The 14,625-nt window shown below is 39.3% G+C and carries 10 protein-coding genes and 2 tRNA genes; 8 read left to right on the top strand and 4 right to left on the bottom strand.

Annotated features, from left to right (window positions below):
- The first annotated feature begins 167 nt into the window (after nucleotides 1–167).
- The 8 genes from ACQY77_RS11545 (at nucleotide 168) to ACQY77_RS11510 (ending at nucleotide 10,276) form a co-directional block, all read left to right on the top strand.
- Nucleotides 168–920 (top strand): UDP-2,3-diacylglucosamine diphosphatase, encoded by a 753-nt coding sequence (locus tag ACQY77_RS11545; RefSeq protein ID WP_421941991.1) that lies wholly within the window; start codon nucleotides 168–170, stop codon nucleotides 918–920.
- A 453-nt stretch (nucleotides 921–1,373) separates the two neighbouring features.
- On the top strand, nucleotides 1,374–2,447 hold the full coding sequence (gene prfA / locus ACQY77_RS11540) for a peptide chain release factor 1 (RefSeq protein WP_421941992.1): 1,074 nt from the start codon (nucleotides 1,374–1,376) through the stop codon (nucleotides 2,445–2,447).
- 117 nt (nucleotides 2,448–2,564) lie between these two features.
- Nucleotides 2,565–2,638: transfer RNA gene (locus tag ACQY77_RS11535), tRNA-Asp, on the top strand.
- A gap of 171 nt (nucleotides 2,639–2,809) precedes the next feature.
- Nucleotides 2,810–2,883 (top strand) — tRNA-Asp (locus ACQY77_RS11530).
- 668 nt (nucleotides 2,884–3,551) lie between these two features.
- Entirely contained in the window at nucleotides 3,552–4,781 is a 1,230-nt protein-coding gene (locus tag ACQY77_RS11525) for an ABC-three component system protein (protein ID WP_421941993.1), read from the top strand.
- Nucleotides 4,771–5,265: a three component ABC system middle component gene (locus tag ACQY77_RS11520; RefSeq protein WP_421941994.1), complete on the top strand. Its 495-nt coding sequence runs from the start codon at nucleotides 4,771–4,773 to the stop codon at nucleotides 5,263–5,265. The genes ACQY77_RS11525 and ACQY77_RS11520 overlap by 11 nt, the downstream gene beginning before the upstream one ends.
- Nucleotides 5,265–7,250 carry a DUF3732 domain-containing protein gene (locus ACQY77_RS11515; RefSeq protein WP_421941995.1) on the top strand — a complete coding sequence of 662 codons (1,986 nt, stop codon included), beginning with the start codon at nucleotides 5,265–5,267 and terminating at the stop codon, nucleotides 7,248–7,250. The genes ACQY77_RS11520 and ACQY77_RS11515 overlap by 1 nt, the downstream gene beginning before the upstream one ends.
- Before the next feature lie 23 nt (nucleotides 7,251–7,273).
- Nucleotides 7,274–10,276: an AAA domain-containing protein gene (locus ACQY77_RS11510; RefSeq protein ID WP_421941996.1), complete on the top strand. Its 3,003-nt coding sequence runs from the start codon at nucleotides 7,274–7,276 to the stop codon at nucleotides 10,274–10,276.
- A gap of 465 nt (nucleotides 10,277–10,741) precedes the next feature.
- Here ACQY77_RS11510 and ACQY77_RS11505 read toward each other — a convergent pair whose 3' ends face one another.
- From ACQY77_RS11505 to ACQY77_RS11490, 4 genes are all read right to left on the bottom strand, one after another.
- Nucleotides 10,742–11,731 (bottom strand): BtrH N-terminal domain-containing protein, encoded by a 990-nt coding sequence (locus ACQY77_RS11505; protein ID WP_421941997.1) that lies wholly within the window; start codon nucleotides 11,729–11,731, stop codon nucleotides 10,742–10,744.
- A gap of 471 nt (nucleotides 11,732–12,202) precedes the next feature.
- A complete protein-coding gene (locus ACQY77_RS11500) occupies nucleotides 12,203–12,994 on the bottom strand; it encodes an SDR family NAD(P)-dependent oxidoreductase (protein WP_421941998.1) in 792 nt (263 codons plus the stop codon).
- 47 nt (nucleotides 12,995–13,041) lie between these two features.
- Nucleotides 13,042–13,623 (bottom strand): TetR/AcrR family transcriptional regulator, encoded by a 582-nt coding sequence (locus ACQY77_RS11495; protein WP_421941999.1) that lies wholly within the window; start codon nucleotides 13,621–13,623, stop codon nucleotides 13,042–13,044.
- 68 nt (nucleotides 13,624–13,691) lie between these two features.
- A complete protein-coding gene (locus ACQY77_RS11490; protein ID WP_421942000.1) occupies nucleotides 13,692–14,612 on the bottom strand; it encodes a helix-turn-helix domain-containing protein in 921 nt (306 codons plus the stop codon).
- Nucleotides 14,613–14,625 lie beyond the last annotated feature (13 nt).

Below are 14,625 nucleotides of genomic sequence, written 5' to 3'. Positions count from 1 at the left end.
TTAATAATCAAGGCGATAATCGGAATTTTATTTCGAATTTTTCATTTTATGGGAAATGCTTTGGTGATTTTTTACTTCAGTTTAACACGATTAAAAAATTAATAAACATATTTTTCTTCTCATAATGGCACTTTTGCCTTTGCGCTTTTTCGTTTACCTTTGAGGCAATGACCAAAAATATTTACTTCGCTTCCGATTTCCATTTAGGTACACCCAGCTACGCAGAAAGTCGTGCCCGTGAAACGCGCATTGTAAATTGGTTAAACTTCATTGAACCTACCTGTGCCGAGCTTTTCCTGATGGGTGATATTTTTGACTTCTGGTTTGAGTACGCCAGGGTAATTCCCAAAGGCTTTATCCGCTTGCAGGGTAAATTGGCAGCAATGGCTGATGCGGGCATCAAAATTTACTTTTTTAAGGGGAACCATGACATGTGGGTGCGCGATTATTTTACCAAAGAAATCGGCATGGAAATCATTAGCGACGAATACATCATGGAACGTGGCGGAAAGAAGTTTTTCCTTCATCATGGCGATGGTTTGGGCCCTGGTGACCGCAAGTATAAATTCCTCCGCAAGATTTTTAGAAGCAAACTCTGTCAATGGTTGTTTGCGCGTTTGCACCCCAATTTAGGAATCGGCATTGCCGATGCCTGGAGTAAAGGCAGTAGGGCTGCGCAAACAGAGAAGGAAGTATTTCTGGGTGAAGAAAACGAATGGTTAGCCATTTACGCTAAAGAAAAGTTACAGCAAGAACATTTCGATTACTTTATTTTTGGTCATCGCCACCTGCCTCTCGATATCGATTTAGGTAATGGAAGCCGCTATGTTAACATTGGCGAATGGTTAAACTATGATTCTTATGGGGTGTTTGACGGAAAGGACTTGAAGTTGGCGTATTTTGATCCAGTCGTAAAATAGTTCATGGCAACATTCACTGCTTTCTTTCCACTTCCGGCTTTTTAATGAAGCGCAAAACTCCTGCTGATCGGTTACTGCAGTCCCGCCACCATTTCAAATCCTCGGCTTCGTACCTCAGCCTGCGGGTTTTCCATTTTGTCGGGGCTAGTTAACAGCAGTTGCCTGGCTACCTAAACCTGACAAGAACGGGCACGACACCCGATTTTCAATCGGGGGGAGTAAAGTGGATGGCAGGACTTTCGGAAGCGATGAAATGCCGGACAATGATTTTCTTATTTTTCATGGCCTGGGACCGATAACATTAGGCAAGTTTACCCTGAGCCCAGAACTTTTGCCTGCCAAAACCTTGGATTCAAACAACTCTTTCAGCTTTCTTGATAAAATTGTACTTTTGCAATTCTTTAAGGTAGGGCAACTCTGTCCTGCAATGAAGCTTTACAACACAAAATCACTATGTTAGATAAATTAGAAGCCATTAAACTGCGCTGGGAAGATGTTGAAGAACAGTTAAGCAATCCGGATGTAATCCAGGATATGAAGCGTTTTGCGGCTCTGAATAAGGAATATAAAGACCTCACCAAGATTGTAGACGAGTATAAAGTTTACAAAAATGTAATGAGTAATATTGATGCCAACCGCGATATCCTGGCTAATGAAAAGGACCAGGAAATGCGTGAAATGGCTAAAGAAGAGTTAGATCTGATGTTGACGCAGCAACAGGAAATGGAAGAACGCATTAGGTTGATGCTGATCCCTAAAGAACCTGAGGATGCTAAAAATGCTGTGTTTGAAATCCGTGGTGGTACCGGTGGTGATGAGGCTGCGCTTTTTGCCGGCGATTTATACCGCATGTACACCCGTTATTTTGAAACCAAAGGCTGGCGTGTAGAAGTAATGGATGTTACCGAAGGCACAGCTGGCGGATACAAAGAGGTTGTACTGAAAGTAAGCGGAGAAGATGTTTACGGTACTTTAAAGTATGAAAGTGGTGTGCACCGTGTTCAGCGCGTGCCAGATACAGAGACCCAGGGTCGTGTACATACCTCTGCTGCATCGGTTGCGGTGCTTCCGGAGGCTGAAGATATAGATGTTTACATCAACCCGGGAGATATTGAATTACAAACTTCACGCTCAGGTGGTGCCGGAGGACAGAACGTTAACAAGGTAGAAACGAAAGTGCAGTTAACACACAAACCATCGGGTATTGTAGTGGTTTGCCAGGTAGAACGCTCACAGTTAGCCAACCGCGAGCTGGCCATGGAGATGCTCCGTTCTAAGCTTTACGATCTGGAAGTTCAAAAGAAACATGGTGATATAGCCGCAAAACGTAAAACAATGGTATCAACCGGTGACCGTTCTGCGAAGATCAGAACTTATAACTATCCACAGGGAAGGGTTACTGAGCACCGCATTGGTTTAACCATGTATAACCTTCCAAACATTATGGATGGAGATATTCAGGAGATTATTGATGCCCTTCAGTTTGCAGAGAATGCAGAGAAGATGAAAGAAGGTGCAGTAGAATAAAAATACAGCCTGAGTGCTAAGGACTTAGGTTTTTTTGAAAAAAAAGTTTGCAAATTCAGATATCCTGTCTATATTTGCAACCTCGAAAGGGACAAGCGATTGAAACTTTAGAGAAAAGGAGTGGTAGTTCAGCTGGTTAGAATGCCTGCCTGTCACGCAGGAGGTCGCGGGTTCGAGTCCCGTCCATTCCGCAAAAGATAAGCCTTCAGATTAATTTCTGGAGGTTTTTTTGTTTTAAACCCATTAGAAATTTTAGGTTATTCCTTAATTGAAAAAGAATATTAATTTATTAGTAAATTCAAAAAACTTGTCTATATTTGCGGCCTCTTAAGGGGAAAGCAATTGAACCTTTTTAGTGAAACGGAGTGGTAGTTCAGCTGGTTAGAATGCCTGCCTGTCACGCAGGAGGTCGCGGGTTCGAGTCCCGTCCATTCCGCAGAAACACAAAAATAACCATCTAAATGCTTTATATTTAGATGGTTATTTTTTTTAAAATCCTTTGCTTTTCAATTTCTATTCAAATGATTATTTTGTAATTTTCTTAAAATCAACTACTTACAGGGTATCCCGGTTTCGAGTCCCGTTCATTATTTTAATTTTACGTTAATAAGTCTTTTTTATTTTGTTCCTCAACCTGCCTAAAGGTTATGTCCACTATGATCTGGGCGATCAACTCGATTAGTTTCTCTTCTGCGCCAGTGAGGGAAGATTCGTGATTTTCGGACTTATTCTTCCTTTTAGCCCTGCATTTTTTCATTTGTGCTTTATAAAACTTGTCTTAGGAATCAATACCGATCAAGAGTATTTAAAACGTATGAGCAAATCCTTTCGCTACACTTGAATAATCTATTCCGGATATTGTGAACGATGTAAATTAAGCATTTGAATGTTTTTGTTTAACCCTTTGTGCAATGATTTAACTAATTAGTATTAGCTATTCGTTTGATTAACACAAGCAACAACAAATTTGGCTTGAGTCCAAACATTTAACCAATATCCACGAGATACAAACAAAAGAGGGGCAAGAAATATTTTTTTGTTGCTAAATATCTATTAAATTTAACAACCAATAGTTTGTGAAATTATAACCCTCTCAATTACACCATGAATAATACGAACAATCTGCACAGTGCTGATGGTAGCATCTTGGGATTTTTGTACCAAATAGAAAGGGCCTTACAGTGGCTTAGTTCTTCCGACTTAACGGCATTCGTTGGTGTGGAAGTTGACGACGACATTACCATTAAACTAATCAATGGAGATGATATTGAAACTATTTACGAACAGGCTAAGCACAGTCAAACCTCAAGAATTCCCTACGCAGATCGAAGTATTGATCTATGGAAAACATTAAGCATCTGGATTGAAGCCGTCACCTCCAATAAAATTAATATAGAGCATTCTCTCTTATCTTTTTTAACTAATAAACGAATACCAAATAATCGCTTGGCTATCAGATTAAAAAATGAAAGTCTTGGAGGTGTTGAAAATCTAAAAAACAAGAATGCTAGTATCATTAAACTGGCTAATGAGCTTAAAGAAATTGCAGCAAAATTGCCGAAGACTGTAAAGCCTTATGGCCAGGTAGTGATAGATTGTCCAATCAGCATCCTAATTAAAGTCATAGATAAGATTACGGTTTTAGATAATAATTATAACCACATTACAAAGGATGTAAAAACAACAATAAGAAATAATTTAAGTATATCAGAAGATATTCCCTTTGACTACATCTATCAAGGACTTTTTGGTTTTGTATCAGATTCGCTGATTATGAACTGGAGGAATCGTGAACCAGGATGGGTAAGCGTCAAAGCTTTCAATCAACAATACACTCAACTGCTTACTGAGTTTAAAAAGAAATCTTTCTTTGAAAAGGCAGTGGACTCTCTCCCTGTAGATTCAAAGGATATCGCAAGGAATAGAGGCAAGATATATGTAGAACAGTTGAAAAAAATAGGGTGTTCAGAAAGCGAGGTAATCGAAGCGATACACGATTTTGTAAGGGCAGCATCAGAAAGAAGCCGATTTGCCCAAGATGGTGAAATATCTAAACAAAAATTTGATTCGTACTTTGAAGATCTAATGAACCATTGGACTTCGATTTCTCGCCCAAAATTCAAATTTGCTGAACCGAAAAAATTTACTCAAGTAGGTTATGAGGTATATTACCATTCCCTATTATATAAGGGGAAATTAAACAATTATGAACCAGAGCAAGGATATACCCACAAAGGTTCTTATCATTATCTGGCGGACCAGGTTAAAATCGGATGGCACCCGGAATGGGAAATATTAAAAGACAAAGAAAAACGAAAAAAAGATGCTAAATGAGTTTGATATATTTCAAAACAAGGTTTTAGGTGCACATGCGATTTGGGAGTTTACCAAGAATTTTCAAATAAATCACAGCGAAAAAGGCTTGCCATCATTGTTGCTGGCTATGCCAGTTTTACCTCTATGTATGAATAAGCGTGTTGTAACAGGAATCAAAGAACGTAATTTCAAAGGCGGAAGCCTGCTACGTGCACTTGATGAAAATAAAGACTTGTTCTCAGGTCTACAAGATAGAATGGAAGGAATGGCTAATTTAACGCTAGAGTCTATTTATCTGGGATCGGTTGTAGGCCTTATTTCTTATGATAGGGTAAATTCAGTTATTGCCCCTGTCGCAAAGTCCCTTCCCTTAAAAATTAAAGAAAACATGAGTAAAAATAGTGAATACGTAGATATCATAAATACATCAAGGCGAATTGGTGCTTGGTTTGGACTCTTCAATCAATCAGAAATATCGCTTTACTTTAATCTTACATTCTGATGGAGTTTAGGATAAAATCGATCTTTTTGGTCCCTAAAAATTCTGCTAAAGCGATTCGTACGATAGAATTCGCATTAGACAAGGTTAACGTTATAACAGGTGGGAGCGAAAAAGGGAAATCTACATTGATCGCGATCGTAGACTATTGTTTAGGTAGTGGGAAGTGCCGTATACCGACAAGGAAAATACGCAACTATACGGAATGGTTTGGGTTGCATATAGCATTGGCAGATGGTAATGAATTACTAATTGCCAGAAAAGAGCCGGGGGACCAAATTTCTTCTGGAGATATGTTTATGCGAGAAGGTGCCAACCTTATCTTGCCTGATAAAATTTTAGGAAATTGTAACGTAAATGAAGTCAAAACACGACTAAATAATATAGCTGGTTTAAGTAACATTAACTTCGCTGAAGATGGTGCGAAAATTGGTTTCGATTCTCATCCAAGTTTTCGCGATTTTGCCTCTTTTCTTTTTCAACCTCAATATATCATCGCCAATCAATCCAGTTTGTTTTACCGTACCGATCAGATGGCCCAGCGTCAAAAACTAATCAGCATATTTAGTTATGTATTACAAGCGGTAGACAATGTATACTTAGAGCTCAAGGAGGAGCTTAAGCAGATCGACCGAGATTTATATGATCTGAACAAAGAAGTAGAAAAGAAAAGAAGAAGTATAAATAGATGGGTCGGCCAACTCAGAGGTTTTTTCAATCAGGCCAAGGAATTTGGTCTATTGAAAAATGATACTTATCCAGATGATAACTGGACCACCTCGGATTATATTTCGAAGCTTAAAAAAGTCCCTGAAGAGTTAAATGCTACTACTTTGTTTCAGGTATCTGTGGACTCAGTTGCAGTTACGTCCAACCGAATTTCAGATTTGACATCTCTTGAGCTGAACATTGCCTATGACCTTCAGAACCTCAAACATAGACAAGAATTATTAAATCGATTAATCGAAGGGAATAGTAATTATCGTGATGACTTGCTACAACAACATGGTAGATTAAAAACGAGTAGCTGGTTCAATGAATTGTTATCCAAGCACGAAGAAGAATGCCCATTTTGTTTATCTAAAACGAATAATGGGAAAGAATACTTGGCAACATTGATAAATGCAAATAATGAAATAATTTCGAAGGGCACTCAGTTAAACGATAATGTGACAGTTCTTAGGGGTGAACATAAAAAAGTCTCCGGTGAGATTAGGGCTCTTCTTACGAAGCTAAATGAAGCTAGGCAAGAGTTAGCTGTACTCAGGCAAAATGGAGATGAAGATAACAGGCGTTTAAATACTATAAACTCTATTTATCGTTTTGCTGGTATGATCGAAACAGAATTGAGCAATTATGAGTCTTATACAAAAGATACCTCTACCGAAGAACAAATAACTCAATTAGAGGCAAGAAAACTGGCTATTAATAAACTTATTAATCAAGAGATTATAGACAATAAAATAAAAAAAGCAAAGAAAAAAATTACCGATGGGATTTCGTTTTATGCAGAAAAATTTAAAGCTGAAAACTATGCAGAGTTGATTCAGTTTAATGAAAAAGATTTGACTTTGACTTTTGTTTCGGATACAGGAAGAACTGATGCCCTTTACGAAATTGGATCGGGTTCAAATTTTATGGCTTACCATATCTCAACTATATTAGCATTTCACGAATTCTTTCTTAGCAAGGAAATGCACCCAGCGCCTAATTTTATCTTCTTAGATCAACCGACTCAAGTATATTTTCCCGAAACGGATGTCGAAATAAGTGAAAAAAGTGAGGACATGATTCGTGTAAGAAGAATATTCGATGTGTTGAATGAAGCTATCAAGAGGACAAGAAATCAACTTCAAATTATTATTCTTGAACATGTAGGTGAATATGCCTGGACTGGTTTTGAAAATGTCATTAAGGTCAAACGATGGAGGGATGATGAACCTGATGAAAATGATAGGGCGTTAATACCAAATTCTTGGTTTGACTAAATCAAGCATCTTCACAAACGGCTATGGCAAATAAAGATCACATTCATTTATTGGAGTATTGGCGCAATACTTTGGCGGATGGTTCCCGTGTGGAAATCCCTGTAGATAAAGCCATACATCAATATAATGCCGCTATTGATTATGCTACAGGTTATGTGGCAACAGAACAAGCGGTTGTTTTAATAGATACCGTTGAGCGGAAACTGAACGAAACAAAGGGCCGGTTAAGCAAAGATGATCCTGATTGGGAACAACTGAAAGAAACTAGTGTATTTATTGCCCCTTTCAGAGTGAGCCCCAGCCCAGAATACACCAAATACTCCGGAGAAACAGGGATCAGCTATCCCTTCTGGGTCAGGGCCAGCCTCAACAGAAAGGGTCTTTTAAAACCAGATGAAGATACATTTCCCTATATTCCCCGTGTACACCTGGAGCCCCAGGTAAACGAAGCCGTAAATTTTACTTTTTCGGATGTAGATAAGGTAGACAGCGTATTTGCCAGCCCCTTTGTAAGCGAAGGGAGCTGGGCCAATTATTGGGTTTATCTCCTCGATTGTTTTGCCCGGATTACTGGCGTTCAATTACCAGCATACGCGCCGGAAAATTATACCGTTAGTTTTACGAATACCCTGGTGGCCCACGAAACATTGACGGCCGCAGCAGATGGGATCATCAGGTTATACGATTACTTAATCAGAGAAAAAGAAGTACCGTTATTGGTCGCAGGCCTGGCTGATAAGACCTATACAACACTGAGGCCTTTATTGACGATAGATGATTTCGAAGAGACATCAACCAGTCACTTAGGCCAGATGGCTTATGCTTATCCACTCTCTATCTCCCAACGGAAGACCTTGTACCAGTTTCAGTCTTTGCGTAAGGGCGAGATACTTGCCGTAAACGGTCCTCCTGGAACCGGCAAAACGACCTTGCTGCAAAGCATTGTAGCTAACGAAGTGGTGCAAAGTGCCCTGAAAGGTGGCGATCCCGCAGTAATTATAGCCTGTTCTGCCAATAATCAGGCGGTGACCAATATCATCGATAGTTTTTCCAGTGTGACACCAAAGCCGGGGTTATTGTATGAACGATGGTTACCGGAGCTAAAAGGCTTTGGTTTATACCTGCCAGCACAAGGTAAAGTAGTATCAGAAGGCATTCCTCATTTAAAACGCGTTGCAGGAAAATTATCCGGAGCACCTATTGACAAAGAAAACAACAGTTACTTGACTACGGCAGAGCGGCAATACATAGAAAAATCTGAACATTACCTGAAACAAAATAGCCTGGATGTTTCGAGTATTATCCAACAAATACAGGCCACAATAAAACATAAACAACAAAAGCTCCAAGACGGCATCAAGTTGTGGCAACAATATAAAACAATCCCCACGCTCATTCAAAAATTAGGACTAAACACGGCGGTCAATTTATTTCCTGATCAAGAACTGGACGAAAAAGCGCTTAATCAGATAGAGGCCGGCATCAAGACTATTGAAGGACAACTAAGCGATTACTTGGACCAGGAGTCTTTCTGGATAAAACTCTTCGCCTTTCTCCATTTTGTGAAAGAAAAAAGAGCCGTTCGTTTAAAACAACTGTTCCGAGATTGCCCTGTAAATTATGCTGCGGTTGATTTTTACAAGATCGGCTCCTTCCATCTTTTTTTTGATGAAAAACTGCAATTGATCCAGCAAATAAAAAAACATGCCCTGGCATGGAAGAGCTGGAAACAAAGCTATAAGATTCAATCCAATCCGCCGATAGATGACGAAGGCTTCAAAATGGCTGAACGGCAGAAACGAGCTTTCTTTTACGATGAGCTAGAAACGGGATTAAAGTATGACCTGTTTTACTTAGCCGTCCATTATTGGGAAGGACGCTGGATTATGGCTACTAAAGGCCTGATCCTAGAAGACCGTATCCATAAAAACGGAAAGGCAGATGCACAGAAACGCTGGCAACGCTTTGCCATGTTGAGTCCTTGCTTTGTTTCTACGTTTTTTATGGCTCCCAAGTTCTTTACTTATTCAAAGCATGTCAAAACAACAGGATCAAAAAGTACCTGGGACACACCGCCATTATTGGATTATATAGATCTGCTTATTGTAGACGAGGCGGGGCAGGTTTCCCCCGAAGTGGGCACAGCCACATTTGCATTAGCAAAAAGAGCCTTGGTAGTAGGCGATACCTTGCAGATAGAACCCGTATGGAATGTACCTGCCAAAGTAGATCATGCGAACCTGCATCGTTATAAGGTAATAGCTGATATTAATGATCAGACATCGATAGCCGATTTACAGACCAAAGGTTTTCTCAGTAGTGCCAACAGTATCATGCAATTGGCTCAGAAAACAACTCCTTATCAGTTATACCCGGAGATGGAACGGGGCATGATGCTCATCGAGCACAGACGTTGTTTTGATGAAATTATTGAATATTGTAACCGCCTTGCGTATCATGGTTTTTTGGAACCTAAAAAAGGATCGGCGAAGGGGATTCCATTTGCTGCCATGCAGTTTCAGGCAGTCGATGGAATATCTACTGTAAGGGGAGGCTCAAGCAGGGCAAATCCGGACGAAGCATTTGCCATTGCTCAGTGGATACTGGCCAACCAGCAACAATTACTGGATCATTATCAACGTAGAGAAAAGGCATCGGCTGCAAACGAAAAAAGACCAGAAAAAAAGCTTCGCATGGCAGATATTATAGGTGTTATTACCCCTTTTACTGGACAGAAATATGAGCTGACCCTGGCTTTGCGCCGAGTTGGTATAAATCTTTCGGGACTCACTATTGGTACCGTACATGCCCTGCAGGGAGCGGAACGTCCCGTGATTCTATTCTCCGCTACTTATGGCACTAATGATATGGGAAAAAGCTATTTTTATGATCGTGGAGTCAATATGCTAAATGTTGCTGTGTCGAGAGCCAAAGATGCTTTTATCTTATTCGGATGTAAAGAAATATTATCGCAAAACGCTAAAACGCCATCGGGACAATTATATCGTTACATTAATGGACTGTAGAGGAGATTTTTCGTAGTAAGCTACAAATCCCCTGCTTTATTAATCAAACCGGGGCACTAGAAACTACTCCATTATATCAACAGAAAGGGGAAAAATTGAATGCCATTTCATATAAATATGTTCGAAGCTAATAACTCTCTCAGCAAAATCGTAGATTAATTAAATAATAAAAGAGTTCGACTACAACCCGCTCACTATTTTTCCGAGTCGCAAATTAGATTTTTGGTCCTCGCTTTTTTACTTTTTTGATGGGATCAGTTGGCTTCCGGTCTGAATCGAAAAGCTGAAATATATTATCATTTTGCTCATTATCAGTTATTTGACCGTGTTCAAAATCGTTTAATAACAATAAAAGAGGAGCGAGGGGTTCGATTGTAGCCCCGTCCATTCCGCAGAAAGCCTTAACTTGAAAAAGTTAAGGCTTTTTTATTTTAAGCTTACAGTACACCAACCTTTTAAGGCCAGCTATATTGTTGCCAATATTTCCATGGCCATTTTTTCTTTTTCAGCTAGTATTTTTAAAATGTTTGAGGCTTGCTGAATGTATTTAAAGTCTTTTGTTTCGCTCACTTTTTCAAATAATAAGGAAACTGAAGTCCAAAATTCTGCAATTTCCACGAATGCTTCATATCCTGATTTTAATTTGTCAAGTAGAACCAGAGAATGGCTTTCCTTTAAAAAATCTCTATACAAATTTCTAAACAAAGCACCACCTGTTCCGGCTTTCTCCATAATCATTGCGGCCGATTTGAATTCTCCTTCAATATTTTTGCTCTTTTTATACCAGTTGATGATTTCTGAACTTGTTTTTAAAATTCCTTTATAACCCATATTTTGGATAGGTGGATTGAGGTATGCTATAGCATTGTTGCGAATGGCAATTTTTACAGCAGATGTAAGATCAAATTGTTTCTCGCTTTTATTTAATGTGTAATACAAATTTTTTGATGCCATGGGGCCTTTTTCAGCTCTTGCTAATGCCAAACTAGCCAAACTTGTTTTTACCAGTCCACCTTGCTGTCTTGTATCTACCAAAAATGAATTTTCATTATCGTAGCCATAGATTGCTACATAGTGTCCTGCAAAATGAAAAGGATTAGAAAAATACGCTAAATAATAACAGTCTAACTTCAATCCAACAACTTGTCCTTTATCCAGAAGCTGTTTTACATGATCCCAGGCTTTTTGTTTTGAAGTTGTTTCTTTAACGGTTAAATCAAGGTTTAAATTTTTGGCGATATTTTGTGTAAGCAAATCGGTTTTAACTCTCCCGCCTATGAATGGGAAGTCCATTGTTTTCATGTTCCAATAAATAAAGCCAAGTCCTTCTCCGAGTCCAAAAAGCATTGGTTCAGAAAGTTTAATTCCTATTTGTTGTAGCAATGTTCCAGTTGCAGTTGTTTCGCAATGCTGCCCATCAAAAGGCTTAAAATTTTCAACTTTTATTTCTTCCATTTAATTATTGGTAATGCTAACGTGCTGGTAGTTTGGTGTTTGTGGTGCTATTTGAGATCGTTAACACAAATATAGCAATACAGTTCGATTGCTGGATGGAGTTCGTTTGGCGTTACAAGACCAAACCAAAAGTTTTTTCGTTGCATTCCTTCTAATTCTTCACTCAACGCGCTTTGGCTGCGTATAGAGTTGATTGCTAACCAGCTGCCTAAAAGCTTAGCTAAAAACCTGAAGTTGATATGGGGTTAAAACGCATTTTCTTCGGGTATATTTGTCACAAGTCCGAACAAAGTCCGAAGGAACCCCGTTCTAGATGCGTTTTAAGAGATAAGGGTTTGCCTAGTCTTATCAATTATATATGCCTTCACATTCGTAAATTATAATCAGCCACCATTACTGCGCGGGCTGGTAGGTTAAAACAGTATAGTGGACAGGATAGAACCCCGCCCATGCTGCTGCAAGTGGAAACCGTTAAAGTGTTTTTAGAACCCCGCCATCGGCCCTTAGGCAAGCGCCGTTAGTGGCGATGGAAAGCGGGCTTGCCAGGTAGGTAGCCAGGTGAGCAATTTCTGCCGGAACAATAAAACGCCCTATAAGTGAGTGCGGGTTAGTTTGCTGCATAATCCCCTGCTTCAGTTGCGCTACAGGTATATTTTGCATGTCAGCTAGTTGTTCTATGGTTTCAGCTACACCATCAGAATAAGTTGGGCCGCCAAGAATGGTATTAACCGTCACTTCAGTACCCTTTGTTGTTTTTGATAGTCCGTTACTAACCGCCATCATCGCGGCTTTGGTCATGCCGTAATGAATCATGTTATCAGGAATATTTATCCCCGATTCGCTGCTGATAAAGAGAATCCTTCCCCAGTTCTTTTCGAGCATTTGTGGCAACAGTTTTCGGGAGAGTTGTACGCCGCTCATTACATTGATCTCAAACATTTTGTACCAATCGTGATCAGTAATATCAGCAAAATCTTTGAGCTCAAATATGCCTACATTATTGATCAGTATATCCACATCGTTTAACTGCTCTAACAGTGTTTCTACCTGATCCTTATTTGAAAAATCGGCAGCCAGGCCAGATACAGCCTCACCTGGAAACTGCTTTTTCAATGCTTCAACCGCACGGTCAAGTTTGGTTTTTTCACGACCATTTATAATCACCTCAACCCCTTCAGCTAATAATTCCTGTGCAATTGCAAATCCAATTCCCTGTGTAGAGCCACTAATAAATGCGCGCTTCCCTTTTAATTTTAAATCCATTTAATTTTTATTTTTGTATCGATCAATACATAATTATTCAAAAAAAATTAGCTTATCACTTCAAGCTGCATCTCAATTTGCCGGGCCAGTACTTTTTTATCAGGATACATCCTCCTTAGCGTATTTAAACCACACCAAAATGTGATGAGGTATTTAGCTAAAACCTGTGCAGGCAAAGGATTGCGTAAACTGCCGATTTCTTTTTCCCTTTCTATCGCCTCCGCAAACATCAGCTCCACATCTTCGAGTATACGGATTGCTTCTGTTTCCAGTTCATCATCAACAAAGGTCATTTCAACAACGGTATTGGCAATGATGCATCCCCTGAGGTGTGATGTTTTATCTGACTTTGCAATGCTTCTGAAAAAATCCTTAATGAGTTCTAAAGGGTGCTCAGTCCTTTCCAGTTCTTTTCTGAAATTGTTAAAAGCTTCCCTACGCTGCAAAATAGCTGCCCTGAAAATCTCTTTTTTGCCACCTTTAAAACTGTTGTAAAAACTCCCTGATCCTACTCCGGTTGCCGTTAACAAATCACTGAGCGAGGTTGCTGTATATCCTTTTTCCCAGAACACACTTTGAGCTTTCGTAACCAGCTCAGTATTCTCAAATAATGTAGGTCTTCCCTTCATTTTACTATTTTTGTATTGATCGATACAAAAATAGTAAAATCAGATTATTTTACAAAACAGATGATAAATTAGTTAAAAGACTGGCGGTACTCCAGGGGTGTTTGATTGGTTTTTTTCTTAAATAATTTATTAAATGACTGCGGATATTCGAACCCAAACCGATAAGCGATCTCGCTAATATTCAGGTTGGTAGTGGAAAGAAGGATTTTGGCCGAATCGATAATATGGTTGTGTATATACTGTAACGTGGCCTGGCCGGTAAGCGTACGGAGCATATCGCTGAGGTAATTGGCAGATAAATTGAGTTCTCCGGCCAGAAACTTAACAGATGGTAGCCCGGTAGGAGCCTTATCTCCATTCTCAAAGTATGCTTTAAGGATTTCTTCTAATCTGGATAAGAGATCGCTATGCACAGCTTTTCTGGTAATAAATTGCCGGTTATAAAAACGATTGGAATAATTCAGCAATAACTCCAAATGCGCAACAATTACATCCTGGCTAAACGGATCAATGCTATTTTTAAGTTCCTGCTGCATTTGTTTCAGTAGTGAAAAGATAACTTCCTGTTCCTTTGCTGACAGATGTAGTGCTTCTCCAACCGTGTAAGAAAAAAAGCCAAAATCTTTGATATTCTTGCCAAGGGGATGATGCCGGATGAGTTCTGGTTTAAATACCAGCATATATCCGTTAACTGATTTACCATCTGTTTCCGTTACCGAAAAAACCTGTCCAGGTTTAGTGAAGGTCATCACCCCTTCTTCGAAATCATAATCTTTTTGGCCATAACGGAATTTACCATTTGCTCCGGTTTTAATGGCAATACAATAAAAATCATTGGTAAAATGGCTCCATATATCACTATGTTGATAGCTTAATAATTCAAAATCAATCACACTTACCAAAGGGTGATCTGGTTTCGGAAGTGCAAATAGCCGGTGCAGTTCAGAAATTGATCTGATCTGGTAAGGTGAATGATCTGTCTTCTTCATTTATTAAAGTTAG

It is taken from the genome of Pedobacter sp., from assembly GCF_965279535.1.
GTDB lineage: Bacteria > Bacteroidota > Bacteroidia > Sphingobacteriales > Sphingobacteriaceae > Pedobacter.
The sequence above is the reverse complement of the archived record's forward strand: the minus strand, read 5'-3'. Positions and strand labels throughout refer to the sequence as shown.

Excerpts from the sequence above, each read along its gene's own strand:
- ACQY77_RS11525 (WP_421941993.1), top strand. The coding sequence starts at position 3,552 with ATGAATAATACGAACAATCTGCACAGTGCTGATGGTAGCATCTTGGGA.
- ACQY77_RS11500 (WP_421941998.1), bottom strand. The coding sequence starts at position 12,994 with ATGGATTTAAAATTAAAAGGGAAGCGCGCATTTATTAGTGGCTCTACA.
- ACQY77_RS11510 (WP_421941996.1), top strand. The coding sequence starts at position 7,274 with ATGGCAAATAAAGATCACATTCATTTATTGGAGTATTGGCGCAATACT.
- ACQY77_RS11495 (WP_421941999.1), bottom strand. The coding sequence starts at position 13,623 with ATGAAGGGAAGACCTACATTATTTGAGAATACTGAGCTGGTTACGAAA.
- ACQY77_RS11545 (WP_421941991.1), top strand. The coding sequence starts at position 168 with ATGACCAAAAATATTTACTTCGCTTCCGATTTCCATTTAGGTACACCC.
- prfA (WP_421941992.1), top strand. The coding sequence starts at position 1,374 with ATGTTAGATAAATTAGAAGCCATTAAACTGCGCTGGGAAGATGTTGAA.
- ACQY77_RS11515 (WP_421941995.1), top strand. The coding sequence starts at position 5,265 with ATGGAGTTTAGGATAAAATCGATCTTTTTGGTCCCTAAAAATTCTGCT.
- ACQY77_RS11520 (WP_421941994.1), top strand. The coding sequence starts at position 4,771 with ATGCTAAATGAGTTTGATATATTTCAAAACAAGGTTTTAGGTGCACAT.
- ACQY77_RS11490 (WP_421942000.1), bottom strand. The coding sequence starts at position 14,612 with ATGAAGAAGACAGATCATTCACCTTACCAGATCAGATCAATTTCTGAA.
- ACQY77_RS11505 (WP_421941997.1), bottom strand. The coding sequence starts at position 11,731 with ATGGAAGAAATAAAAGTTGAAAATTTTAAGCCTTTTGATGGGCAGCAT.